General features: G+C 57.5%; 26 protein-coding genes and 1 tRNA gene. 26 read left to right on the top strand and 1 reads right to left on the bottom strand.

Going from position 1 to position 25927, the window contains the following annotated elements:
- The first annotated feature begins 11 nt into the window (after window positions 1–11).
- The 7 genes from DFR30_RS09670 to DFR30_RS09640 all read left to right on the top strand — a co-directional run bounded on the left by DFR30_RS09670 (window position 12) and on the right by DFR30_RS09640 (window position 8538).
- Window positions 12–959, top strand: a complete 948-nt coding sequence (locus tag DFR30_RS09670) for a lysophospholipid acyltransferase family protein (RefSeq protein WP_132972700.1) — start codon at window positions 12–14, stop codon at window positions 957–959.
- Entirely contained in the window at window positions 952–1932 is a 981-nt protein-coding gene (locus DFR30_RS09665; RefSeq protein ID WP_132972698.1) for a lysophospholipid acyltransferase family protein, read from the top strand. Before DFR30_RS09670 ends, DFR30_RS09665 begins: the two co-directional genes overlap by 8 nt.
- A 162-nt stretch (window positions 1933–2094) precedes the next feature.
- Entirely contained in the window at window positions 2095–3261 is a 1167-nt protein-coding gene (gene carA, locus DFR30_RS09660) for a glutamine-hydrolyzing carbamoyl-phosphate synthase small subunit (RefSeq protein WP_132972696.1), read from the top strand.
- 137 nt (window positions 3262–3398) lie between these two features.
- Window positions 3399–6623: a carbamoyl-phosphate synthase large subunit gene (gene carB, locus DFR30_RS09655; RefSeq protein ID WP_132972694.1), complete on the top strand. Its 3225-nt coding sequence runs from the start codon at window positions 3399–3401 to the stop codon at window positions 6621–6623.
- Window positions 6620–7099, top strand: a complete 480-nt coding sequence (gene greA, locus DFR30_RS09650; protein WP_132972692.1) for a transcription elongation factor GreA — start codon at window positions 6620–6622, stop codon at window positions 7097–7099. The genes carB and greA overlap by 4 nt, the downstream gene beginning before the upstream one ends.
- Window positions 7100–7243: 144 nt before the next feature.
- Window positions 7244–7678, top strand: coding sequence for a DUF4149 domain-containing protein (locus DFR30_RS09645; RefSeq protein WP_132972690.1), 435 nt, complete (start codon window positions 7244–7246; stop codon window positions 7676–7678).
- A gap of 149 nt (window positions 7679–7827) precedes the next feature.
- Complete coding sequence (locus DFR30_RS09640) at window positions 7828–8538, top strand: hypothetical protein (protein ID WP_132972688.1); 711 nt, start codon at window positions 7828–7830, stop codon at window positions 8536–8538.
- 9 nt (window positions 8539–8547) lie between these two features.
- On the opposite strand, the gene DFR30_RS09635 is transcribed toward DFR30_RS09640, so the two are convergent.
- Entirely contained in the window at window positions 8548–8841 is a 294-nt protein-coding gene (locus DFR30_RS09635; protein WP_132972687.1) for a YhbY family RNA-binding protein, read from the bottom strand.
- 61 nt (window positions 8842–8902) lie between these two features.
- Here DFR30_RS09635 and rlmE point away from each other — a divergent pair, with 61 nt between their 5' ends.
- The 19 genes from rlmE (at window position 8903) to nuoK (ending at window position 25924) form a co-directional block, all read left to right on the top strand.
- Window positions 8903–9523, top strand: a complete 621-nt coding sequence (rlmE, locus tag DFR30_RS09630; RefSeq protein ID WP_132972685.1) for a 23S rRNA (uridine(2552)-2'-O)-methyltransferase RlmE — start codon at window positions 8903–8905, stop codon at window positions 9521–9523.
- A 124-nt stretch (window positions 9524–9647) separates the two neighbouring features.
- Window positions 9648–11567: an ATP-dependent zinc metalloprotease FtsH gene (ftsH, locus tag DFR30_RS09625; RefSeq protein ID WP_207891869.1), complete on the top strand. Its 1920-nt coding sequence runs from the start codon at window positions 9648–9650 to the stop codon at window positions 11565–11567.
- Between the two features lie 49 nt (window positions 11568–11616).
- Window positions 11617–12453 (top strand): dihydropteroate synthase, encoded by an 837-nt coding sequence (folP, locus tag DFR30_RS09620; protein WP_132972681.1) that lies wholly within the window; start codon window positions 11617–11619, stop codon window positions 12451–12453.
- Window positions 12454–12460: 7 nt separating this feature from the next.
- On the top strand, window positions 12461–13816 hold the full coding sequence (glmM, locus tag DFR30_RS09615) for a phosphoglucosamine mutase (RefSeq protein ID WP_132972679.1): 1356 nt from the start codon (window positions 12461–12463) through the stop codon (window positions 13814–13816).
- A gap of 6 nt (window positions 13817–13822) precedes the next feature.
- Window positions 13823–14431, top strand: coding sequence for a hypothetical protein (locus DFR30_RS09610; protein WP_132972677.1), 609 nt, complete (start codon window positions 13823–13825; stop codon window positions 14429–14431).
- Window positions 14432–14576: 145 nt separating this feature from the next.
- Complete coding sequence (gene tpiA / locus DFR30_RS09605; RefSeq protein ID WP_132972675.1) at window positions 14577–15329, top strand: triose-phosphate isomerase; 753 nt, start codon at window positions 14577–14579, stop codon at window positions 15327–15329.
- A gap of 106 nt (window positions 15330–15435) precedes the next feature.
- A complete protein-coding gene (secG, locus tag DFR30_RS09600) occupies window positions 15436–15852 on the top strand; it encodes a preprotein translocase subunit SecG (RefSeq protein ID WP_132972673.1) in 417 nt (138 codons plus the stop codon).
- Between the two features lie 9 nt (window positions 15853–15861).
- Window positions 15862–15946: transfer RNA gene (locus DFR30_RS09595), tRNA-Leu, on the top strand.
- 221 nt (window positions 15947–16167) lie between these two features.
- Window positions 16168–16524, top strand: a complete 357-nt coding sequence (locus tag DFR30_RS09590) for an NADH-quinone oxidoreductase subunit A (protein ID WP_132974448.1) — start codon at window positions 16168–16170, stop codon at window positions 16522–16524.
- Between the two features lie 154 nt (window positions 16525–16678).
- Complete coding sequence (locus tag DFR30_RS09585) at window positions 16679–17155, top strand: NuoB/complex I 20 kDa subunit family protein (RefSeq protein ID WP_132972671.1); 477 nt, start codon at window positions 16679–16681, stop codon at window positions 17153–17155.
- Between the two features lie 11 nt (window positions 17156–17166).
- Window positions 17167–17910: an NADH-quinone oxidoreductase subunit C gene (locus tag DFR30_RS09580; protein WP_132972669.1), complete on the top strand. Its 744-nt coding sequence runs from the start codon at window positions 17167–17169 to the stop codon at window positions 17908–17910.
- Complete coding sequence (locus tag DFR30_RS09575) at window positions 17903–19156, top strand: NADH-quinone oxidoreductase subunit D (protein ID WP_132972667.1); 1254 nt, start codon at window positions 17903–17905, stop codon at window positions 19154–19156. Before DFR30_RS09580 ends, DFR30_RS09575 begins: the two co-directional genes overlap by 8 nt.
- A gap of 49 nt (window positions 19157–19205) precedes the next feature.
- Complete coding sequence (locus DFR30_RS09570; protein WP_132972665.1) at window positions 19206–19712, top strand: NADH-quinone oxidoreductase subunit NuoE; 507 nt, start codon at window positions 19206–19208, stop codon at window positions 19710–19712.
- A gap of 3 nt (window positions 19713–19715) precedes the next feature.
- Window positions 19716–21029 carry an NADH-quinone oxidoreductase subunit NuoF gene (gene nuoF / locus DFR30_RS09565; RefSeq protein ID WP_132972663.1) on the top strand — a complete coding sequence of 438 codons (1314 nt, stop codon included), beginning with the start codon at window positions 19716–19718 and terminating at the stop codon, window positions 21027–21029.
- A complete protein-coding gene (nuoG, locus tag DFR30_RS09560) occupies window positions 21026–23437 on the top strand; it encodes an NADH-quinone oxidoreductase subunit NuoG (protein WP_243640718.1) in 2412 nt (803 codons plus the stop codon). Before nuoF ends, nuoG begins: the two co-directional genes overlap by 4 nt.
- Before the next feature lie 9 nt (window positions 23438–23446).
- On the top strand, window positions 23447–24487 hold the full coding sequence (gene nuoH, locus DFR30_RS09555; protein WP_132972661.1) for an NADH-quinone oxidoreductase subunit NuoH: 1041 nt from the start codon (window positions 23447–23449) through the stop codon (window positions 24485–24487).
- Window positions 24488–24497: 10 nt separating this feature from the next.
- On the top strand, window positions 24498–24989 hold the full coding sequence (nuoI, locus tag DFR30_RS09550; RefSeq protein ID WP_132972660.1) for an NADH-quinone oxidoreductase subunit NuoI: 492 nt from the start codon (window positions 24498–24500) through the stop codon (window positions 24987–24989).
- The gene (locus tag DFR30_RS09545; RefSeq protein WP_132972658.1) at window positions 24989–25594 is read left to right on the top strand and encodes an NADH-quinone oxidoreductase subunit J; all 606 of its coding nucleotides are present in this window, start codon (window positions 24989–24991) and stop codon (window positions 25592–25594) included. Before nuoI ends, DFR30_RS09545 begins: the two co-directional genes overlap by 1 nt.
- A gap of 27 nt (window positions 25595–25621) precedes the next feature.
- A complete protein-coding gene (nuoK, locus tag DFR30_RS09540; RefSeq protein ID WP_424565399.1) occupies window positions 25622–25924 on the top strand; it encodes an NADH-quinone oxidoreductase subunit NuoK in 303 nt (100 codons plus the stop codon).
- Window positions 25925–25927 lie beyond the last annotated feature (3 nt).

Below are 25927 nucleotides of genomic sequence, written 5' to 3'. Positions count from 1 at the left end.
TTCTCACTGACATGGCGAGACTGCTGTGGAAAGGCGATGAGCGTTTTTCCTGGCTGACCCGGTCTGGTCAGTGGCTGGAAGCGGCATTGATGCGCCTGTTCTGGTGGTTTATGTCGCTGTTGTCTCCCGAAACCGCTTCGTCGTTCGGTGCCAGGGTGTTTGGCTGGCTGGGGCCGCGTAGCGCCAAGCACCGGCATGTTGTTGCCAACTTGCGAATGGCCTGCCCGGACCTCGATGAGCGTGAAATCCAGTTGCTGGCGCGTGGCGTGTGGCGCAACATCGGTAGTGTCATCGCCGAATACCCGCACCTCGGAAAACTGGTCGGCAGGGACGGTGAGCCACAGTTCGAGGTGGTCTGCGAAAATGAAGATGCCGCGTTCCGCAACCGGGAGCGTCCCTGCATCTTTGTTGCGGCACATCTCGGTAACCTGTATTTCTCGGCTGCTGCGCTTCGTCAACTGGGTATCCCTGTCGATCTGGTCTACAGCCCGCTCGCCAATCCGTATCTTGATGCACAGATCCAGGATTACCTTTCGGTACTCGATTGCGGTTTTATTACCAAGCAGAATGCCCTGCGACCGATGCTCAAGGCATTGAAGCAGGGGCGCTCGGTCGGGTTGCACGTTGATGTGCGGGTTGATGACGGGGAGCTGTTTCCGCTACTGGGTGAAGATGCCACTACCACCACAGGACCGGCTTTCCTGGCGGTGAAGACCGGACTGGATATTGTGCCGGTACGAACCGAACGGCTGCCCGGTGCGCGTTTTCGCGTCACCTTGTTCCCGGCGCTGGAACGTCCACCCGAGGATTATTCTGACGCAGACGCCATCCGTTTTCTTACCGAACAAATGAACACGGTGATTGGCAGGCTGATCCGGGAACACCCTGACCAGTGGATGTGCACCAAGCGGCGCTGGCCGAAGTTGCGTATGCGAGACAAGGGCGCCTACGATGCCTAATGAACCTTCGACGACCCCGTCACAGCGGCGAAAGCCGGTGTCCACTGCACCAATACCCGCAAATACCGCCATGCGTTTCCGCTGGTGGCGTGAGACAGTCATGTTGCGCGGACTGTGGTTGCTGGTGGGGGGATTGTCGCCTGAGCGCGCTTCGGCGCTTGGTCGACGTATTATGCGGTTTATCGGTCCGCACTCCGCCAAGCATCGTCATGTCCGTGCCAACCTGGCCATCATGTGTCCGGAACGCAGTAAAACCGAAATCGAGGCGTTGTCGCGGCAGGTGTGGGGCAGTCTCGGCGCGACGCTGGCCGAGTTTGTCCACCTGGATACGCTGACAAACACTGTCACAGACACACCCGCTATCGAGGTCGTCTGTGAGAATACCGATGCGGATTTTCTGGCACACCGGAAGCCTTGCATATTTGTTGCCGCCCATCTCGGTAACTGGGAACTGTCGTCCTGGGGTATCCAGCACTTCGGTTATCCTGTAGATGTCGTCTACAAGCCCCAGGATAACCCGCGGCTCGACGCATTGGTGATGCCGCGCAGGCAGCGACTCGGGTGTGGGCTGGTGCCCGTCCGCAATGCCGTGCGAAATTTGATGAAAAGCCTGAAGCAGGGGCGCTCGGTCGGTCTGCACGTGGACGTGCGTGTAGAAGACGCACCGCTGTCTCCGTTTGCCGGACTTGAGGCTGCAACCACCACCATGCCGGCCTGGCTGGCACGCAAGTTCGAGTGCGATATTGTGCCAGTGCATACCGAGCGGGTGGGGGATGCGCGCTTTCGCGTCATACTGCACCCATCCATTCCCTGGCGGGATGCCACTACAGGTGAGCCAAAATCCATTGAACTGCTTACCGCGGAGATGAACGAGGCTGTCGCAGGCCTGATTCGCCGCGTGCCCGGCCAGTGGCTGTGCACCAAGCGGCGCTGGCCCAAAAAGGCCATGCAGGAGCGCGGCGCCTATTCCTGATTTTGCAGGTCCCTGAACTTCCGATAAATTCTGTTCTGCCACCTTGGCAGGGAGCGGTGCTTCGAGTACAATCTCGCCGCTTCCGATGCAGTCATTCTGACCGCCTGAAGTCGTCTGGCGTCCGGCCAGCAACACAACGCACAACTCCTGCTGGAGGTTTCATTGACTACATCGGCCTTACTGGCCCTGGCAGACGGCAGCCTGTTTCGCGGGCGGTCGATCGGTTCGGCTGGCCAAAGCACAGGTGAAGTGGTGTTCAACACCGCTATGACCGGGTACCAGGAGATCCTGACCGATCCTTCCTATGCGCGCCAGTTGGTGACGCTGACCTATCCGCACATCGGCAACGTCGGGGTGAACCCGGATGATGAAGAATCGTCGCGCATTCAGTGCGCCGGGTTGATTATCCGTGACCTCCCGCTGGCTTACAGCAGCTGGCGTGGCCGCCAGCCGCTGGATGCGTATCTCGGGGAGCAGGGTATTGTCGGTATTGCCGATATCGATACCCGCCGCCTGACGCGTATCCTTCGTGAAAAAGGTGTCCAGGCGGGTTGCCTGATGGCAGGCGAACAGATCGACGAGCAGGCCGCTATCGAGGCCGCACGCGCCTTCCCCGGCCTGAAGGGCATGGACCTGGCGAAACAAGTCACCACCCACCAGCCCTATGAGTGGGCGCAGGGCAGCTGGACGCTGGAAGGTGGCCTGCCCGAGGCACCACACCCCATTGACGAGAAGCTGCCGCGGCACGTGGTGGCCTATGATTTCGGTATCAAGCGCAACATCTTGCGCATGCTGGTGGATCGTGGTTGCCGTATCACCGTGGTGCCGGCACAGACCCCGGCACAGGTCGTGATGGATCTGAATCCGGATGGTGTGTTTCTGTCCAACGGCCCGGGTGATCCGGAGCCGTGTGATTACGCCATCGAGGCTATCCGTACCATTCTGGAAAAGGATGTGCCGGTGTTCGGTATCTGCCTCGGCCACCAGCTATTGTCACTGGCCAGTGGTGCGAAGACGGTGAAAATGAAATTCGGTCACCACGGCGCCAACCACCCGGTGCAGGATCTCGACAGCGGAGTGGTGATGATCACCAGCCAGAACCACGGTTTTGCCGTGGACGATGCAACGTTACCGGACTGCCTCGTGGCCACCCACCGTTCGCTGTTCGACCAGTCCCTGCAGGGCGTGCACCGCAACGACAAACCGGCGTTCAGTTTCCAGGGTCACCCGGAAGCCAGCCCCGGCCCGCACGATGTCGCACCACTGTTCGATCACTTTATCGAACTGATCGATGCGGCACGTGGTGAAAACGCACAGGCAACGGCTTGAAACCGTCATTGCGCGAAATCATCGTCATTGCGAGCGCAGCGCGGCAATCTTTTTCAGTCTGGCACCATGCCAAACAGATTGCCGCGCTGCGCTCGCAATGACGGCACCCTGAATTTATTAAGTGAGCAAACAGGCGCATGCCAAAAAGAACTGACATAAACAGCATCCTCATCATCGGCGCGGGTCCCATCGTGATCGGCCAGGCCTGTGAATTTGACTACTCGGGCGCGCAGGCCTGCAAGGCGCTGAAGGAAGAGGGCTACCGGGTTATCCTGGTCAACTCCAACCCGGCGACCATCATGACCGACCCGAACACGGCGGATGCAACCTACATCGAACCGATTACCTGGGAAACGGTAGCGCGTATCATCGAAAAGGAAAAGCCCGATGCGTTGCTGCCGACCATGGGTGGCCAGACGGCGCTGAACTGTGCACTGGACCTGGCGCGCGAGGGCGTGCTGGAAAAATTCGGTGTGGAAATGATTGGCGCCAGGCGCGAGGCCATCGACAAGGCCGAAGACCGCGACCAGTTCCGTGAAGCGATGATCAGGATCGGTCTCGACATGCCGCGCGCGGCCGTGGCGCACAGCCTGGAAGAAGCGTTCCAGGTGCAGGCGCAGGTCGGTTACCCGACCGTGATCCGCCCCTCTTTTACAATGGGCGGTAGCGGTGGCGGCATCGCCTACAACCGGGACGAGTTCATCGAAATCTGCGAGCGTGGCCTGGAACTGTCGCCGACCAGCGAACTGCTGGTGGAAGAATCCATTCTCGGCTGGAAAGAGTACGAGATGGAGGTGGTGCGCGACCACAAGGACAATTGCATCATTATCTGCTCCATCGAGAACTTCGATCCGATGGGCATACATACCGGCGATTCCATCACTGTTGCGCCGGCGCAGACGCTGACCGACAAGGAATACCAGATCATGCGCGACGCCTCGCTGGCGGTGTTGCGTGAGATCGGCGTGGATACCGGCGGGTCCAACGTGCAGTTCGCCATCGATCCTGAAAACGGCCGCATGATCATTATCGAAATGAACCCGCGTGTGTCACGGTCCTCGGCCCTGGCCTCCAAGGCGACCGGGTTCCCGATCGCCAAGGTGGCGGCGAAGCTGGCGGTTGGATATACGCTGGATGAATTGCAGAACGAAATCACCGGCGGCGCCACACCGGCTTCATTCGAGCCGTCGATCGATTATGTTGTCACCAAGATCCCGCGCTTCACCTTCGAGAAATTTCCACGGGCGGAAAACCGCCTGACGACACAGATGAAATCGGTTGGCGAAGTGATGGCCATTGGCCGCACTTTCCAGGAGTCCATGCAGAAGGCATTGCGCGGCCTGGAAACCGGGATCTACGGTTTTGACGAGCACATCGATCTGGCCCAGGACAATGCGCTGGATACCATCCGTCGTGAACTGCGCGATGCGGGTGCTGAGCGCATCCTGTATCTCGGTGACGGGTTCCGCGCCGGACTGTCGCTGGAGGAAATCCACGACCTGACGAAAATCGACCCGTGGTTCCTGGTGCAGGTCGAAGAGTTGTTGCAGATCGAGGACGAAGTGCGCGAACAGGGTGTTGCTGCACTGAACCGTGAACGTGTCCGCAAGCTGAAACGCAAGGGTTTTTCCGACCGCCGCCTGGCAACCCTGCTGGGTATCGACGAGTCGGCATTCCGCAAGTTACGCCATGAGTTCGATGTACGCCCGGTTTACAAGCGCGTGGATACCTGTGCCGCCGAGTTTTCGACCAGTACGGCCTACCTGTATTCAACCTACGAGGAAGCGTGCGAGGCCGAGCCGACACGCCGTGAAAAAATCATGGTGCTGGGGGGTGGTCCGAACCGCATCGGCCAGGGTATCGAGTTTGACTATTGTTGCGTGCACGCCGCACTGGCGATGCGTGAAGATGGTTATGAAACCATCATGGTCAACTGTAACCCGGAAACCGTTTCTACCGATTACGATACTTCAGATCGTCTCTACTTCGAGCCGCTGACCCTGGAAGATGTGCTGGAGATTGTTCACAAGGAACAGCCGAAAGGTCTGATCGTCCAGTATGGCGGACAAACACCACTGAAGCTGGCACGTGCACTGGAAGAAGCCGGGGCACCTATTATCGGTACCACGCCGGACAGTATCGACCTGGCGGAAGACCGCGAGCGCTTCCAGCAACTGATTGTGGAAAATGCCTTGTTACAACCGCCCAATCGTACTGCGCGCAGTGTGGATGCGGCGCTGGCGTTGGCCGGCGAGATCGGTTATCCACTGGTGGTTCGACCGTCCTATGTACTGGGCGGCCGCGCCATGGAGATCGTGTATAACGAAGATGACCTGAGTAACTACATGGCCGTTGCCGTCAGCGTGTCCAATGAATCCCCCGTGTTGCTGGACCGTTTCCTGAATGACGCAATCGAAGTCGATGTCGACGCCATTTGCGATGGTGAGAATGTCCTGATTGGCGGCATCATGCAGCACATCGAACAGGCCGGCGTGCACTCCGGTGATTCTGCCTGCTCCCTGCCGGCCTACAGTCTCAGCAAAGAAGTCCAGGACGTCATGCGCGAGCAGATGCGGATCATGGCAAAGGCGCTGAATGTAGTCGGTTTGATGAATGCCCAGTTTGCCATCCAGGGTGAAAAGGTCTACGTACTGGAAGTGAATCCACGTGCCTCGCGGACCGTGCCGTTTGTTTCCAAGGCAACCGGACTTCCACTGGCCAAGATTGCCGCGCGTTGCATGGCCGGTCGATCGCTGGTCGAGCAGGGTATGACGGAAGAACGTGTACCTTCGTACTTCTCGGTCAAGGAAGCCGTGTTCCCGTTCGTGAAATTCCCGGGTGTTGATCCCCTGTTGGGTCCCGAGATGAAATCCACCGGCGAAGTCATGGGGATTGGCCGCAGTTTCGGCGAAGCCTTTGCCAAGGCGCAGGTCGCTGCCGGTGAGGTGCTTCCCCGCGCCGGTGGCAAGGTCTTTATCAGTGTCCGTGAGGCCGACAAGGAGGATGCTGTGCAGGTGGCCGCTGAACTGGTCAAGCAGGGCTTTACCGTGGTGGCTACGCGGGGAACGGCCAGTGCAATCAGTGCAGCAGGTACACCCTGTGAGGTGGTGAACAAGGTCATGGAAGGCCGCCCGCATATTGTCGATATGATAAAGAACGAACAGATCGATCTGATTGTAAACACCACAGAAGGCAAACAGGCCATCGCGGATTCATACACGATCCGGGGTGCGGCGTTGCAACACAAGGTGCCCTACAGCACCACTATCGCACACGCCTATGCGACCAGTCTCGCGCTGACCTGTATTGACTCACCGATAGTTGACCGGTTGCAGGATCTGCACCAGGAGTACGTGGCATGAGCGACAAGGTTCCATTGACAAAAAAAGGGGCGGAAAAGCTGCGTGAAGAGTTACAGCGGCTCAAGATGGTAGACCGTCCGCGTATCATAGCGGCGATTGCCGAGGCCCGTGCACACGGTGACCTGAAAGAAAATGCCGAGTATCACGCTGCGCGGGAACAACAGAGTTTTGCCGAGGGTCGCATCAAGGAAATCGATGGCAAGCTCTCCAACGCCACCATTATTGATGTGACGGAGCTGGACGCCGGTGGCAAAGTCGTGTTTGGTGCCACCGTGGTTATCGTCGATGAAGACACCGGCGATGAGGTGACCTACCAGATCGTCGGTGAAGACGAAGCGAACATCAAGGAAGGACGGATTTCCTTCAGCTCGCCGATTGCACGCGCACTGATCGGAAAGTTCCAGGATGATGTGGTCACGGTGGTAACGCCAGGCGGCGAGAAAACCTTCGAGATTGTCGAAGTCCGGTATGAATAATCAAGGAGCCTCCGATTAATTCAGAATTCACGTCATTGCGAGCGAAGCGTGGCAATCTCATACGGTGGAATCAGTCTGTTAGAGATTGCCGCGTCACTTCGTTCCTCGCAATGACGCATTAATTCAGAGGTTCCTTGACTAACCATGCCTTCAGCCCGATTACACGCTGGCGAACGCATCCTGCTGACACTGTGGGTCGGCGGTCTGTGGGCCATCGGCTACATGGTCGCACCGGCCCTGTTTGCCACCCTTGAAGATCGAGCGCTGGCCGGTACCCTGGCTGGCGTCATGTTCAACATCATCGCCTGGGTGGGCCTGGCCTGCGGCAGCCTGCTGTTGCTTTTTAACCAGATTCAACATCCACAAAAACGCCTGAACCTGCGTGCTGTGGTGTTGCTGATTATGCTGGCGCTTACCGCGATCGGTCAGTTTGTACTGGCGCCCGCCGTCGCGGACATGCGTGTTGAGGGGCTCGCAGGTAGCGAGGCATTCGCCACAATGCACGGCATCGCTTCGATCGCCTACCTTTTTACCAGCATACTCGGGTTGGTGCTGGTCGTGGCGCGCCAGGAAAACTGACCAGGCCATCCCCTGAAGGACAGACAGGCGAATAAAAAGTATGATGCCTGGTGAAGAAGCCAATGACGGTAAACATGAGTTCTTTGCTACTGGAGTCTGTCCAGTGAGGAGGGGGGATGTATCTTGATCGTTCACTATTCAGAATAATAATGCGCTTTGCCAGTGTGGTAGCCCTGGTTTTCTCGCTTGCCGGCTGCGGTGGCGGATCTGGTGGAAGCACGGGATTTTCAGTCAATGTGCCGATTCAGTCGCTCGACGGGGCCTGGTTTGGCAGCATGAACGACACGGCAGACGTATTGCGTAGTTACCAGATTACGATAGCCGGTGGGGCCATCAGCCAGATTCTTGTCGATGCAGTCGACCAGGGACTTACCGGTAGCATCGTCCGGGAGTCTGATACCTTGTTTACCCTGACCCTCAGTGATGGAACGGTTGTGGCGTTCTTTATTGACGCAGCGGTACAGCATGCTGGCTTCGTCGATGATGGTTTTAACTTCGGTGTTGTACAGAAAGATGCGCCTGGTTTGCCGACATTCTTTATTAATGATACGGACGGTAACTGGAGCGGGAATAGCGTTGTAACGGACTTCACCACTTCGCAGGAGTTTGCCTCGACAGCGTCATGCCTTAACCTGCTGTGCACCGCCAATGGAAACGGGGTCAGTACAAATGTGGATTTGTCGGGCGCCTTCAGTTCTGCCTTTGGCCGCTGGCAGGGCACGTTTAACAATAGCGCGGGTGATTCAGGTGTTATTACTGTGATGCTAAGCGCCGACAAGCAGTTCGCAGGATCATTTGCCTGCGATGCGGCTGGTGTCTTCCCGGTAGATTGCGATTTCTCGGGCTGGGTGAAGCAGTAACGGCGGAACCTACAGCGATTCGAAGGCGGATTTTTTCTTTCTCTTGCGGAACAGCAGGGCCATGTTGCCTACGCGCTGGATCAGTTGTGCATGGCTGTGCTCGCACATGTCGGCGATTGCCTTGTCACGCGTTTCATGGTCGCCGACAGACAGCTTGACCTTGATCAGTTCGTGGTGCGCGATTGAGCGCTCGAACTCATCCAGCAATGACTTGGTTAGCCCGTTGTTGCCGACCATGATAACCGGCTTGAGTTTGTGGCCAAGCCCGCGCAGATGCTTTTTCTGTTGTTCCGACAGTGACATTCATTAATACTCCGAATCCGGCGCGAAAGTATACCCGAACCCCGCAGGCGAATCAGGGATTATGTCCAGGACCAAGAGCAGCAACCGCTGGTTGAGAGAGCATTTTAATGATGAGTATGTGAAGCGGGCCCAGCGCGAGGGGTACCGTTCGCGTGCCGTTTACAAGCTCGACGAAATCCAGCAGCGTGACCGGGTCCTTAAACCGGGGATGACGGTTGTGGACCTGGGCGCCGCCCCTGGGGGCTGGAGCCAGTATGCGTTGCCGCTCGTCGGCCGTAAGGGAAAAATCATGGCCATGGACATCCTGCCCATGGATCCCTTGCCCGGTGTGGACTTTCTGCAGGGTGATTTCCGCGAAGATACTGTGCTTGAATCGCTGATGAAAATGCTCGATGGCAGGGAGATTGACCTTGTATTGTCGGACATCGCCCCCAATATGAGTGGGGCGGAAGCCGTGGACATCCCGCGATCGATGTATCTTGTGGAATTGGCAGTGGATTTTGCCGACCAGGTGCTGAAACCCGGGGGCGATATGCTGGTCAAGGTGTTCCAGGGCGAAGGTTTTGACGCGCTGGTGCGTAACCTTCGCAAGCACTACAACAAGGTGCTGATCCGTAAACCGAAGGCCTCTCGACCACGCAGTCGTGAGGTTTATGCGCTGGCCCGGGGTAAGAAAGTATAGTATCGTTTCAGGAAATAACCTTCCGGGCCGAAACGCCTTACAGGACAATGCCTTTCAGTCTTTTCCTGCCCGACAATCGCCGTCAGCAATTTTACTAGTTAATGAGGTACACGATTTGAACGACATGGCGAAAAATATCCTGCTCTGGGTGATCATTGCGGTCGTCCTGATGTCAGTATTCAACAACTTCGGACCTCCGGCACCCCGTGCACAGAGTGTTCCTTATTCCGAATTCATTGCCGATGTTAAAGCCGGTCGTGTACAGAGTGTTGTGATCGATGGTCGTGTCGTCAAGGGTCTGCGCACCAGTGGCGAGAAGTTCTCGACCTATACGCCCAACGATCCTGAAATGATCAATGACCTGTTATCCAACGGTGTCGAAGTCAAGGCGCAACCGCCGGAACAGGACTCGCTGTTGATGCAGGTGTTCATTTCCTGGTTCCCGATGCTGTTACTGATCGGTGTGTGGATATTCTTCATGCGCCAGATGCAGGGCGGCGGCGGTGGCCGTGGTGCCATGTCGTTCGGCAAGAGTCGGGCGCGCATGCTCGGCGAAGACCAGATCAAGGTCACTTTCAATGATGTTGCCGGCGTCGAGGAAGCCAAGGAAGAAGTCGCCGAGCTGGTCGAGTTCCTGCGCGACCCCGGCAAGTTCCAGAAGCTGGGCGGCAAGATTCCGCGTGGCGTGTTGATGGTGGGCTCACCGGGTACCGGTAAAACCCTGCTGGCGCGTGCCATTGCCGGTGAGGCGAAGGTGCCGTTTTTCACCATTTCCGGTTCTGACTTCGTGGAAATGTTCGTCGGTGTCGGCGCCTCCCGTGTGCGTGACATGTTCGAGCAGGCCAAGAAACATGCGCCGTGCATTATCTTTATCGATGAGATCGATGCCGTCGGTCGCCACCGTGGTGCCGGCCTTGGCGGCGGTCACGACGAACGTGAACAAACCCTTAATCAGTTGCTGGTGGAGATGGATGGTTTTGAAGGCAACGAAGGCGTTATCGTCATTGCGGCAACCAACCGTCCCGACGTGCTTGATCCTGCGTTACTGCGCCCCGGTCGTTTTGATCGACAGGTGGTGGTGCCATTGCCGGATGTGCGCGGTCGCGAGCAGATTCTGAAGGTTCACCTGCGCAAGGTGCCGGCGGCGGATGACGTCAAGCCGTCCATTATCGCGCGTGGTACTCCCGGGTTTTCCGGTGCTGATCTTGCCAACCTGGTGAATGAAGCCGCGTTGTTTGCTGCGCGTGCCAACAAGCGCCTGGTGGACATGGATGATCTTGAAAAGGCGAAAGACAAGATCATGATGGGCGCCGAGCGCAAGTCCATGGTGATGAGCGAGGACGAGAAGAAACTCACGGCCTATCACGAGGCCGGGCATGCTATTGTCGGTCGCCTGGTGCCCTCGCATGATCCGGTCTACAAGGTCAGTATCATTCCGCGTGGTCGGGCGCTGGGTGTCACCATGTTCCTGCCCGAGGAAGACCGTTACAGTTTCAGCAAGCAGCGACTGGAAAGCCAGATCTCCAGCCTGTTCGGCGGGCGTATTGCCGAAGAGCTGATCTTTGGCCCCGAGATGGTGACGACCGGAGCCTCAAACGATATTCAGCGTGCGACCGAACTGGCGCGAAACATGGTAACCAAGTGGGGCCTGTCGGAAAGACTGGGTCCGCTGACCTACAGCGAGGAAGAAGGTGAAGTCTTCCTGGGGCATTCGGTGACCCAGCACAAGAATGTGTCGGATGAAACCGCACATACCATCGATGCCGAAATCCGTTCCATTATTGATCGCAACTACCAGCGCGCCGAACACCTGTTGAAAGAAAACCTCGACAAGTTGCACAGTATGGCGGAAGCGTTGATCAAGTATGAAACCATTGATTCGGATCAGATCAATGACATCATGTCGGGCAAACCACCGCGACCCCCGCAGGACTGGGACGATGATCAGTCCCGTGGCAGCGGCAAAGCAGCCCCGGCTGAAGAAGAGAGCAAGGGCACCAGCGAAGGTAGTGACCCGATCGGTGGCCCGGCCGGGCAGCACTAGCCGCCCGGGTTATTACGGTACCCCTGCTGTGCTTTGAGCAAACGCTGATATGCGGCTGGATTGCAACGGCAGGTTTCTGGATCTGACACGCCCGCAGGTGATGGGCGTACTCAATGTCACCCCCGATTCATTTTCCGACGGGGGTGATTTTTTTTCGCCTGAAAAAGCCCTGCAGCATGCATTCGACATGGAGGCGGCCGGTGCGGCGATTATCGATATCGGTGGCGAATCCACGCGTCCCGGTGCACAGGAAGTCTCCTTGCAGGACGAGCTTGAGCGGGTGATCCCGGTGATCGAACGGCTCCAGCCGCGGCTCGGTGTGCCGATATCTATTGATACGCAAAAGCCCGAAGTGATGTGCGCCGCTGTCGCGGCCGGTGCGGGCTTGATCAACGATGTCAATGCCTTGCGTGCACCGGGCGCAGTTGAAGCGGCTGCCGACTGTGACGTGCCAGTGTGTCTGATGCACATGCAGGGTGACCCACGCACCATGCAATCTGCCCCGGAATATGACAATGTGGTCGACGAAGTACGTGATTTTCTCCTGCAGCGCGCCGGGGTTTGCAAAAACGTCGGTATTCCCGGGGAGCGCATCCTGCTGGACCCGGGCTTTGGCTTCGGTAAAACCGTTGAACAGAATCTTGCGTTACTGGCCGGGCTCAAAGAGCTGGTCGACAGGGGGTATCCTGTACTCGTCGGCCTGTCGAGAAAATCGATGATCGGGAAACTGCTGGGCGTGGATGTCGAAGAACGCCTGCCCGCCAGCCTGGCGCTGGCGGTGCTGGCGGTTGAAAGGGGGGCAAGGCTGGTACGGGCACACGATGTTGCCGAGACCCGGCAGGCGTTGCAGATGTGTATTGCGTTACAGGAAACGGGCAAGAGGTAGTTGGGTTATGGGAAGAAAGTATTTTGGTACTGACGGTATCCGCGGACGTGTCGGGGAGCACCCGATCAACGCCGAGTTCATGCTCAAGCTCGGCTGGGCGATGGGTCGTGTGCTGGGTTGCGGTGCGTCGAAGCGGGTCGTCATCGGCAAGGACACGCGGATTTCCGGTTACATGTTCGAGTCCGCGCTGGAAGCAGGTCTGTCTGCGGCCGGTCTTGATATCCGCCTGCTCGGCCCCATGCCCACGCCGGGTATCGCTTACCTGACGCGGACGCTGCATGCCTGCGCCGGTGTCGTTATCAGCGCGTCCCATAATCCACACTACGACAACGGCATCAAGTTTTTTTCCGCAGATGGCACAAAGCTGCCGGACGAGGTCGAAGCGGCCATAGAGGAAGAAATCGACAAGCCCATGGTTACTGTGCCATCGGAACGGCTTGGCAAGGCGGAGCGTGTCGAGGATGCCTACGGGCGCTATATCGAATTCTGCAAGAGTACTATTCCACCGCGCAGTTCACTGGCCGGTATGAAAGTCGTTGTCGATTGCGCCAATGGCGCGACCTATCACATTGCACCGAGCGTGCTTGATGAGCTGGGTGCCGAGGTGATCGCCATCGGCGTGTCGCCGAACGGCCTGAATATCAATGACGGTTGTGGTTCCACCTATCCGCAGACGTTAAGTGAAGAAGTGCTGCGACAACAGGCCGACCTGGGTATTGCGCTCGATGGTGACGGTGACCGCCTGATCATGGTCGATCACAAGGGTGAAATCGTCGATGGCGATGAATTGCTCTATATTATCGCGACTTCCCGCCAGGATGCCGACCAGTTGGCAGGTCCGGTGGTTGGCACGCTGATGACCAACCTAGGCCTGGAGCATGCTTTCCGTGACCAGGGTATTGCCTTTATGCGCGCCAACGTGGGTGACCGCTATGTGATGGAGTTGCTGGAGTCGCACGGTGGCGTACTCGGTGGTGAGTCGTCGGGTCATATCATCTGCCTCGATCGTACTTCGACCGGCGACGGTATGGTATCTGCCCTGCAAGTGCTTGCGACTGTGGCACAGCGTGGCAAGTCCCTGCACGAACTCAAGCAGGGCATGAACAAATACCCGCAGCATATGATCAACGTACCGCTGGCGCGGCGCATCGATATCGACAGCAGCACGCTGATCCAGGATGCCGTTCGCGAAGCCGAAGCCTGTCTCGATGGTCGGGGGCGAGTGCTGTTGCGTCCTTCCGGCACCGAGCCGTTAATCCGGGTCATGGTGGAGGGTGAGGATGGAGCGCTGGTGTTGTCACAGGCGCAAATGCTGGCCGAGGTGGTCGGGCGTGCGGTCGATACGTCCAGCGAGGCAGGCTGAGTTTTTATGCGTTTGACGGGTCGGGTACTTCTGTTACTGCTGGTGGCATCGGGTGTCATCGCTGTATTGACCTGGCTGAATCTGCAGACCTATTCAAGACTGACCGATGAGGCACAGGTTGCCCGGCTTACTTTCCAGCCTGTCGCGCCACAACAGTTCCGCGTTGAAGTACGTAGCGGGGATTTCTGTGATACCCGGACTTTCATGCTGTATGGCGACGAATGGCGGATCGACGCACAGTTTCTCAAATGGAAGCCCTGGGCAAACCTGCTTGGCCTGGATGCACGTTACCGGCTCGACCGTTTGAGCGGTCGCTACCGGGATGTTGCGCAGGAAAACGAGAGCCCCCATATTGCCTGGGCACTGTCAGAACCCTCGCTACTCGAGTCTGCAATAGCGGAGACTGGCTGGCTGGCCGGGCTGTCGCCGCTGGATACGGTATTCGGCAGTTCTGTCTACCAGCCCATCGAGCCTGACTATGAATACACCGTGTACCGGGGGCAGAGCGGCTTGCTGGTGCGCAAACAGCCGCTGGCGTTGATTCGTCGCGATGGCGATAGTCTGGTGATCCCCATTGAAAATCCTTGCGTTATGGGTCAGGCAACCCCGGATTAATGTCTCATCCGGCATGACGAAACTGATACGGGTTTCCCCGGGCCAGGGTCATACGCCGGTTGGCGGGATTGCCGATTCCGATTGATTTTTGCAGGCCATACCGCTACGCTACGCGGCTATTTTCAAGGGCTTGCAGGAGAGTCGCATGCGTCAGACACTGGTCGCCGGGAACTGGAAACTAAACGGTTCGCTGGAAAGCATCAAACAACTGGTTGCGGGCATTACTGCCGGCGCCGGGGATACCGGAAATACGCAGATTGCAGTCTGTCCGCCCTTTGTTTACATCCCGCTGGTTTCCAACCTGCTGGCTGACAGCAAGGTGGACGTCGGCAGTCAGGATATCAGTGACCAGGAGTACGGTGCTTTCACCGGTGAAGTCTCTGGTCCGATGTTGAAGGATTTTAACTGTACCTACGCCATTGTCGGCCACTCCGAGCGGCGTGCCCTGTACGGTGAAGACGATGCGTTTACAGCGCGTAAATTTGCGGCAGCACGCAAGTTCGGCCTGATCCCGATTTTATGTGTCGGTGAAACGCTCGAAGAACGCGAGCAGGGTATAACCGAAGATGTGGTTGCCCGCCAACTGGATGCGGTTATCGAGCTGGAAGGTATCGACGCCATTGGTGATGCAGTGATTGCCTACGAACCGGTGTGGGCAATTGGCACCGGCAAAACGGCTTCGCCGCAACAGGCGCAGGATGTACATGCGTTTATCCGCGGCAAGCTGGCCGGTCTGAACCCGGGTGTCGCAGACAAGGTGCAGATATTGTACGGCGGCAGTGTCAAGGGTAGTAATGCCGAGGAGTTGTTCGCCATGGCCGATATTGACGGTGGGCTTATCGGCGGGGCGTCGCTGGATGCCGGTGATTTCCTGGCTATCTGCAAAGCCGGAAACTGACTTTTCCAGGAAATTTCGAATCAAACCGTCATGCCGGCGAATGCCGGAATGACGTATTATTCGGATATCCGCTTAACTATGGAGCCTTGCGCTTCGGGTGTGTTGAATGTTTACAACATTGTTAATTCTACAGGTACTGCTGGGGCTGGCCATTATTGTGCTGGTACTGTTGCAGCAGGGTAAGGGCGCTGATATGGGTGCTGCGTTTGGTGCAGGTTCATCCGGCGCCGTGTTCGGAGCCGGTGGAGGCGGGTCATTTTTCACCCGCGCCACAGCGGTGCTTGCAGCGCTGTTTTTTATTAACAGTGTATTGCTGTCCTCACCTCTGGTGAGGGACGTGCAGAATGCCGACACCAGTGTGACCGAGCGCGTAGAGGTTGAGAAACCTGCTGTCCCGTCGGATCTGCCTGATACCGATATCCCGGCACCCGCTGATGCGGCCATGGACCTTCCGCCAGCCGACGACATGCCGGAAGTACCGGTCGAGCCCTCCGTGCCGGCAACCGACACACCGAAACAGTAAGCCTTATCAGCCGACGTGGTGGAATTGGTAGACACGCTATCTTGAGGGGGTAGTGGCGAAAGCTGTGCCGGTTCGACTCCGGCCGTCGGCACCATCAGTAAAAAGTGGATCGAATGGTCCGCTTTTTTTTGCCCGCTTCATGGGCTTTTTTTATGGGCCCACAAACTCAGATTAACTGCTTGATTTGGCATAAAAAGCTTTCATCTGCTTTGCTTGACACCCGCAAACGCACTGGCCTAGACTGCGTGACGCTTCACGGAAACGTGACATAAGAAGATAACCCGGCGAAAGCCGGAAGCGTTGGATGAGGATTGCATGCTGGAGAATTACCTACCGGTCCTGATTTTTATTGCCATCGGCATAGGAACGGGGCTGGTCATGACCCTGATGGGTTTCATGCTGGGCACCCGTAAGCCCGACGTCGAGAAGACCTCGCCCTATGAATGTGGCTTCGAGGCCTTCGAGGACACCCGCATGCCCTTCGACGTGCGCTACTACCTCGTTGCCATCCTGTTTATTATCTTCGATCTGGAAATCGCCTTTCTGTTTCCCTGGGCCGTGGTGCTCGACGACATCGGCTGGTTCGGCTACATCGCCATGATGATTTTCCTCGGCATCCTCGTAATCGGCTTCATCTACGAGTGGAAAAAAGGGGCGCTGGAATGGGAGTAGCGTCGCGAGCAGTAAGCAGGGGCCCCGCGGAAGCGGGGATGCGCACGGCAAGGAGAATTCCGCCGGAGGCGGAAGAGAGGGGGCCCTGGGGTCCCGTGAGTGACGCCCGATGCGGCTACCCTGGCTGCAAGTTGGCTGAGAGGTGGATCGGATAATGGGAATAGAAGGCATTCTCGAAGAAGGCTTCGTCACCACCTCCGCCGACAAGCTGATCAACTGGGCGCGTACCGGTTCGCTGTGGCCAATGACCTTCGGTCTCGCCTGCTGTGCAGTGGAAATGATGCAGGCCGGTGCCTCGCGCTATGACCTGGACCGTTTCGGCGTCGTCTTCCGTCCCAGCCCGCGCCAGTCCGATGTGATGATCGTGGCCGGCACCCTGTGTAACAAGATGGCTCCGGCATTGCGCAAGGTCTACGACCAGATGTCGGAACCGCGCTGGGTGATTTCCATGGGTTCATGCGCCAACGGCGGCGGCTACTACCACTATTCCTACTCGGTCGTGCGTGGTTGCGACCGTATTGTGCCGGTCGATATTTACGTGCCCGGCTGTCCCCCTACGGCTGAAGCGCTGCTATACGGCATTATACAATTACAGAACAAGATTCGCCGCACCAACACCATCGCGCGCTGAAGAGACAGGACATGCAGGCAAAGGAACTTCTTAAACAGTTACAGGAACGCTTTGGCGATACGTTGCACGAAGCCGTGCTGTTGCTGGATGAAGTCACGATTGAAATAGCGCCGGATGATCTGCTCGACACCTGTCGTGCATTGCGCGACGAACGGGAGTTCGGGTTTGAGCAGTTGATCGACGTCTGTGGCGTCGATTACCTGAACCACGGCGTGGACGAATGGGCGACGGAGGAAACCACAACAACCGGCTTCAGCCGGGGTGTGGACCCGAAAACAGCAGGGCGGTTACCGGGGTTGGAGGAAGATCTTTCAGTGGAGACGCCGCAACAAGATCGGCGCTTTGCTGCGGTATACCACCTGCTGTCTGTCACGCATAACCACCGCTTGCGCATCCGGGTGTATGCCCCGGACCTCCAGTTACCGGTGATTCCGTCTGTGGTGGAAATCTGGAACGGTGCCGACTGGTTCGAGCGCGAGGCGTTCGACCTGTTCGGAATTCTGTTTGAAGGACATCCCGACCTGCGTCGTATCCTTACTGACTACGGTTTTATCGGTCATCCATTCCGCAAGGATTTCCCGTTAAGCGGCAACGTCGAAGTGCGCTACGATCCCGAGAAGCGGCGTGTTGTGTACCAGCCGGTCAGTATCGAACCGCGCGTGCTGGTGCCCAAGGTTATTCGTGGTGATGAACTGGAACCGGTCACGCTGGATGAGGCGGGTGACAGTGATAGTGAAGGCGAAGACGATGCCTGAAATCAGGAATTACACCCTCAACTTCGGACCGCAGCATCCCGCTGCGCATGGTGTGTTGCGCCTGGTGCTGGAACTCGATGGTGAAACTGTACAGCGTGCCGACCCGCATATCGGTCTGCTGCACCGTGCCACCGAGAAGCTGGCCGAGAGCAAGCCCTACAACCAGAGCATCGGTTACATGGATCGGCTCGATTACGTATCGATGATGTGCAACGAGCACGCCTACGTCATGTCCATCGAAAAACTGCTGGGTATCGAGGTGCCGGAACGTGCGCAGTATATCCGCGTTATGTTCGATGAAATAACCCGCATTCTTAATCACCTGTTGTGGCTGGGTGCGCACGGGCTTGATATTGGTGCCATGACAGTGTTCCTGTATACCTTCCGCGAACGTGAAGACCTGATGGATTGCTACGAGGCCGTTTCGGGCGCGCGCCTGCATGCCACCTATTACCGTCCGGGTGGCGTCTACCGCGATTTGCCTGATCGCATGCCGCAGTACCGGGAATCAAAATGGCACGGCAAGGACGAGGTCGATCGCCTGAATCGCAATCGACAGGGTTCCATGCTCGATTTTATCGAGGACTTTACCGAACGTTTCCCGGCCTGCGTGGACGAATACGAAACCCTGCTCACCGATAACCGTATCTGGAAACAGCGTACCGTCGATATCGGTATTGTCACGCCGGAGCGCGCCCTGCAACTGGGTATGACCGGCCCCATGATCCGCGGTTCCGGCATCGCCTGGGACCTGCGCAAGAAACAGCCCTATGAAGTCTATGACCGCATGGACTTCGACATCCCGGTGGGTGTGAACGGTGACTGCTATGACCGTTACCTGGTGCGCATCGAGGAAATGCGGCAGTCCAACCGTATTATCAAACAGTGCATCGACTGGCTGCGTAAAAATTCCGGCCCGGTAATGATCGGTGATCACAAGGTGGCACCGCCCCCGCGTGAAGAGATGAAGCAGGACATGGAAGCCTTGATACACCACTTTAAACTGTTTACCGAGGGCTATTGCCTGCCCGCCGGTGAAGCCTATGCGGCGGTGGAGCACCCGAAAGGCGAGTTTGGTATCTACATGATTTCCGACGGGGCCAACAAGCCTTACCGCGTAAAGATACGCGCGCCGGGCTTTGCACACCTGTCGTCGCTCGATGAAATGTCGCAGGGGCACATGCTGGCCGACGTGGTAGCGATTATCGGTACCCAGGACATCGTATTTGGCGAGGTGGATCGTTGATGAATACCCGCCCCTGCACATTGGTTTGCTTTGATTTCTGGAAATGGTTATGAGTGCCGTACAGGACAACAACACACCTTACACCCTGCCGGACACGGTCAAGGCTGAAATTGACCGCTGGTTGACCAAGTACCCGCCCGACCAGAAGCAGTCGGCCGTGCTCGCTGCACTGCACGCGGTGCAACACGAGAACCTCTGGGTGAGCGTGGCGCAGATGGATGCCGTTGCGGAGTACCTGGAGATGCCGCCGGTGTCGGTTTACGAAGTCGCCAGTTTCTACTCAATGATCGAAACGAAACCGGTCGGCCGCAACACGGTTGCATTCTGTAACAATATCTCTTGCATGCTGTGCGGTGCGGATGACCTGGTTGCGCACGTTGAAAACAAACTGGGTATCAAGCTGGGCGAAAGCACCCCTGACGGCCGCATATTCCTCAAGAATGAGGAAGAGTGTCTGGCTGCCTGTGTCGGTGCGCCGATGATGACCGTCAACGGACACTATTACGAGAATCTGACGATTGAAAAAGTCGATCAGATTCTGGACGGACTGGAGTAGGGTATGACGAACCAGGTCTGTTTCACCACGCTGCAATTCGACGAACCCTGGACGCTTGAGAATTATCTCAAGGTCGGCGGTTACCAGGCGTGGAAAAAAATTCTGCAGGAAAAAACGCCACCGGAAGACGTGGTCGAAATCGTCAAGAGTTCTGCCCTGCGCGGACGCGGTGGCGCCGGTTTCCCGACCGGGCTGAAATGGAGTTTTATGCCACGCAATGCACCGGTGCAGAAATACATTGTGTGCAATTCGGACGAGTCCGAACCGGGTACCTGCAAGGACCGCGATATTATCCGTTTCAACCCGCACGCCCTGATCGAAGGTATGGCCATTGCCGGCTATTCGATGGGCGCTACAATCGGCTATAACTACATGCGCGGCGAATTCCACCACGAGCCGTATGAGCGATTCGAGCAGGCGCTGAAAGAAGCTTACGAATCCGGTTACCTCGGCGAAGACCTGATGGGCTCCGGAATTGACTTCGATCTTTATTCACACCTTGGCGCCGGCGCCTACATCTGTGGCGAGGAAACCGCGTTGCTGAATTCGCTGGAAGGCAAGAAAGGCCAGCCGCGTTACAAGCCGCCGTTCCCGGCCAACTTCGGTCTCTATGGCAAGCCAACAACCATTAATAACACTGAAAGTCTGGCCTCTGTGCCGGCGATCATGCGTAACGGCGGCGAGTGGTTCCTCAACCTCGGCGAGCCGAACAATGGCGGTGAAAAGATCTGGTGTGTGTCCGGTCATGTCAACAAGCCGGGTAATTACGAGATTCCGCTTGGCGCACCGTTTACTGAGCTGCTTGAACTGGCCGGTGGTGTACGTGATGGCCACAAGCTCAAGGCCGTCATCCCCGGTGGTTGCTCCATGCCAGTGATGCCTGCCGACCTTATTATGGGCGCAAAACTTGATTACGATTCGCTGTCCAAGGCCGGTTCGGCACTCGGCTCTGCCGGCATGATCGTGATGGACGACAGCACCTGCATGGTGAAAGCGTTGATGCGTATTTCACGCTTCTACTACGCAGAATCCTGTGGCCAGTGCACGCCATGCCGCGAAGGTTGTGGCTGGATGTACCGTGTCATCAAGCGTATCGAGGAAGGCCAGGGCAGCATGGAAGATATCGACCTGCTGGAAAGTGCAGCAGGGCAGATCGAGGGTCATACCATTTGCGCCTTTGGCGACGCTGCTGCCTGGCCGGTGCAGAGTTTCCTCAAGCACTTCCGTCATGAATTCGAATACCACGTGCAGCACAAGAACTGCATGCCCGGCACCAGTAGTCATCGTGCCGGCGGTACAAAGGGAGCGGCCGCATGAGCGCCAAGCCCGAAGCCGTGGCCGACGACATGCTCAGCGTCATTGTTGATGATGTCGAGTACAAGGCGCGCAAGGGCGCAATGATTATCGAGGTCACTGACGAGAACGACATCAGTGTGCCGCGCTTCTGCTACCACAAGAAATTGCCCGTCGCCGCCAACTGCCGCATGTGCATGGTGCAGGTGGAAATGGGTGGCCGCATGGCGCCCAAACCCTTGCCGGCCTGCGCTACACCGGTTGCCGATGGTATGAAGGTGTGGACGCAGTCTGACTATGCGCGCAAGGCCCAGCGCGCGGTGATGGAGTTCCTGCTTATTAACCACCCGCTCGATTGCCCGATCTGTGACCAGGGGGGCGAGTGTGAATTGCAGGATGTTGCGCTGGAATACGGCCGGGGCATTTCGCGCTTCACCGAAAAGAAACGTGTAGTGCCGGAGAAAAATTTCGGCCCGTTGATTGCCTCCGACATGACGCGCTGCATTCATTGCACCCGTTGTGTGCGTTTCCTGGAGCACGTTGCCGGGTTCAAGGAGCTGGGCGGCCTGGGTCGTGGCGAGAATGTCGAGATCGGCACCTGCATCCAGCACAATATCGAGTCGGAGCTGTCCGGCAACATTATCGACGTCTGCCCGGTGGGTGCTCTGACATCGCGTCCATTCCGTTTCAGTGCGCGGGCCTGGGAGCTGGAGCAAACGCCTTCGATCGCCGCGCACGATTGTGTCGGCTCGAACATTTACCTGCATACGCGTCGTGGAAAACTGATGCGTGTTGTGCCGCGTGAAAACGAGGCGATTAATGAGGTCTGGGCCACCGATCGTGACCGCTTTGCCTACCAGGGCATCAATAGCGAAGACCGTCTGGGTTCACCGATGGTCAAGCGGGCAGACGGCTGGCAGGAAGTCGAGTGGGAAGAAGCGTTGCACATCGCGGCGCAGGCCATTACAGAACGTGTAAAAGAGCAGGGCGCCGACCAGCTCGGCATGCTGGCGTCACCGGGCGCCACACTGGAAGAACTGGCCCTGTTCAATCAACTGGCGGAAGGCCTGGGTGTATCCAGTATCGATCACCGCCTGCGTCAGACCGATTTCACCGGGCAGGCACAGCAGCCGGTTTTCCCGTTCCTGGGCCAGACCATCGAGGAACTGGAACAGGCCAATGCCATCCTGGTGGTGGGTGGGAACCTGCGCAAGGATCAACCCATTATCGGTCACCGTATTCGCAAGGCCGCCAAAGCCGGTGCCAGCGTGATGATGATCAACCCGGTCGATTACCCGGTCACCTATAAACTGGCGCACCGGTCTATTGTGACGCCATCGCACCTGGTGCAGTCCTTGTCCGGTGTAGCGGCCGCCCTGCTGCAAAGCAGGAAGGCGCGTGCCCCGGAAGCTTTGCAGACAATCATTGAACAGACCTTGCCCAATGACACCGAACAGGCGATGGCCGCCACGCTGGCGGATGCTGACAACGCAACGGTGTTGCTGGGTCTCGATGCAGCCATGCACCCGGCCTTCTCAACCCTGCGCGCCATTGCGGTTTTGATTGGCGAACTGAGTGGTGCGAAGATCGGCTTTGTCTCCGATGGCGCCAACAGTGCCGGTGCCTGTCTGGCCGGTGTGTTGCCGCATCGAAGCGTCGGCGGTGCCGCACGCGAAAGCAGCGGCATGGACGCCGGGCAAATGATTGCGCAGCCGCGAAAGAATTACCTGCTGCTGAATATTGAGCCGGAATATGATTGCGCCAACGGCGCACAGGCATTGGCTGCCATGCAGCAGGCCGGGTTCGTGGTGGCGCTTACGCCCTACGTTACCGATAGCATGCGCGATTACGCCGATGTCCTGCTGCCCGTGAATGTCTATGCGGAAACCTCCGGCACCTTTGTCAACGTCGAAGGCCGCTGGCAGAGTTTTGTTGCGGCTTCGCGTGCACCGGGCGACAGCCGCCCCGGCTGGAAGGTATTGCGTGTGCTCGGCAACCTGCTGGACCTCGACGGTTTCGACCAGGTTTCCTCCGAGCAGGTACGTGACGCACTGAGCCAGCAGGTCGGTGAAGTAGAACTCGACAACAGTGCCTTTGGTGATGCGGCAACACCACCCTCGGCAGGTGGCGGACTGGAGCGCATTGCAACACTGCCCATGTACGCGGTGGATAACATTGTGCGTCGTGCCGAATCCCTGCAACTGACGCCGGATGGACAGGTCGCGCTGTTGCGCCTCAACCCGGATGATGCGGCGGCACTGTCGCTGGCCGAAGGCGATCGCGCCACGGTATCCGAGGACGGTAATAGCGTCACCCTCGAAGTTGTCATCGACAAGCGTGTCGCAAAGGGCGCAGCTGTCGCACCGCAGGCAATTGAAGCAACGCTGGCACTGGGCGCGCCATCCGGCACACTCCAGGTAAAGAAGGGATAGGGCGGGGCGATGGAAGAAAGCACACTCATCGACTGGATCATCACCGGCGGCTGGATCCTCATCAAGATCCTGATCATTGTTATTCCGCTGATGTTGTGTGTCGCGTATCTGACCTACGCCGAACGCAAGATCATTGGTTACATGCAACTGCGTATCGGGCCCAACCGGGTTGGACCACGCGGCTGGCTGCAGCCGATTGCCGACGCGCTGAAACTGATGATGAAAGAAATCATCATTCCCGCGAAATCCAACAACTACCTGTTTGTCATTGCACCCACGCTGGTGATTGCCCCTGCGCTGGCAGCCTGGGCGGTGGTGCCGTTCGGTGAAGAAATGGTGCTGGCCAATGTGGATGCCAGCCTGTTGTATATCCTGGCGCTGACCTCGGTTGGCGTATACGGTGTTATCATTGCCGGCTGGGCATCCAACTCCAAGTACGCCTTCCTGAGTACCATGCGCAGCGCGGCGCAGATCGTGTCCTATGAAATCGCCATGGGCTTTGCGCTGGTCGGCGTGTTACTTGCCGCCGGCAGCATTAATCTCGGTGAAATCGTTATGGCGCAGAAGGGCAGCCTGCTGCACTGGTTCTGGTTGCCGCTGCTGCCGTTGTTTGTCATTTATTTCGTGTCCGGTGTAGCCGAGACCAACCGCGCACCGTTTGACGTGGCGGAAGGTGAGTCGGAAATCGTCGCCGGTTTCCATGTCGAGTATTCGGGCATGGCATTCGCGGTATTCTTCCTGGCGGAATACGCCAACATGATCCTCATCGCCACGCTGGCGGCGTTGATGTTCATGGGTGGCTGGCTGTCACCCTTCGAGGGTATCCCGGTACTGGAACCGATGTTCCAGTGGGTGCCGGGCCTGATCTGGCTGATCGCGAAAACGGCGTTCTTCCTGTTCTTCTTCCTCTGGTTCCGTGCCACATTCCCGCGTTACCGCTATGACCAGATCATGCGACTGGGCTGGAAGGTGTTTATCCCGATCACAATATTCTGGCTGGCGATAGAAGGTGCCGCGGTCGTTGCCGACCTTGGCCCCTGGTTCGATTGAGGATGATGCGATGTTAGCCTTGAAACACTACGTGAAAAGCCTGCTGCTCTGGGAGTTGCTCAAGGGTATGCAGTTGACCGGAAAATACCTGTTCGCGAAAAAGATCACCGTGCAGTACCCGGAAGAAAAGACCCCGCAGTCGTATCGCTTCCGTGGCCTGCACGCACTGCGCCGTTACCCGAACGGTGAGGAACGTTGCATTGCCTGCAAGCTGTGCGAGGCCGTCTGTCCTGCGCTGGCGATCACTATCGAGGCGGGTCCGCGTGAGAATGACGGCACGCGCCGCACCACACGTTATGACATCGATCTGTTCAAATGTATTTTCTGCGGCTTTTGTGAAGAGTCCTGCCCGGTCGACTCGATTGTCGAAACACGGGTTTATGAGTACCACTTCGAAAACCGGGGTGAAAATATTATAGACAAGGACAAGCTGCTGGCCATGGGTGACAAATATGAACAGCAGATCGCCGAGGACCGCGCTGCCGACGCGGTGTACCGCTGATGGATTTTGAACGCATCGTTTTCTATGTGCTTTCCGCCATCCTGGTGTTTGCCGCCACGCGCGTGATTACCGTGCGCAACCCGGTACATGCGGCGCTGCACCTGGTGCTGGCATTCTTTACCTGCGCCGGACTGTGGCTGCTGCTTGAAGCGGAATTTCTCGCGATCACCCTGGTGCTGGTCTATGTAGGTGCCGTCATGGTGCTGTTCCTGTTCGTGGTAATGATGCTGGACATAAATGTTGCCGAGATGCGCGAAGGGTTTGTTCACAATCTGCCGGTGGGTCTGACAGTGGCCGGCCTGATGATCCTGGAACTGTGGCTGGTGATAAAGAACAAGGCATTTGATGCTGTACACATGCCGGAGCCGCCTGCGCACGTGGCGGGTTACAGCAATACCCGCGAAATCGGCAATGTCCTCTACACCGACTATGTGTACCCGTTCGAGATTGCCTCGGTCATCCTGGTGGTGGCGATTATCGCGGCCATTGCCCTGACACTTCGCAAGCGCAAGGCGTCGAAACGCCAGGACCCGGCCGAGCAGGTGAAGACACGCCGTCAGGACCGGGTACGTATCATCAAAATGGAGGCAGAGGACAGGGACTGAAAAAGGTTCTGTTCATAGACATACATTATGGTGCTTTCCGACTTTCTTATTCTGGGTGCGGTGTTATTCGGCCTGAGCGTGGCCGGCATTTTCATCAACCGCAAAAACGTCATTCTGCTGCTGATGTGTATCGAGCTGATGCTGCTGGCGGTGAATACCAATTTTATCGCCTTTTCTCATTTCCTCGGCGACACGGCCGGGCAGGTCTTCGTGTTCTTTATTCTGACCGTCGCTGCTGCAGAGGCTGCGATCGGGCTGGCGATTCTGGTCGTGCTGTTCCGTAACCGTCATACCATCAATGTCGATGATCTCGACAGGCTGAAAGGGTAGCGC

This window comes from Thiogranum longum (assembly GCF_004339085.1).
GTDB lineage: Bacteria > Pseudomonadota > Gammaproteobacteria > DSM-19610 > DSM-19610 > Thiogranum > Thiogranum longum.
This window is presented reverse-complemented; position numbering and strand designations above follow the sequence as displayed.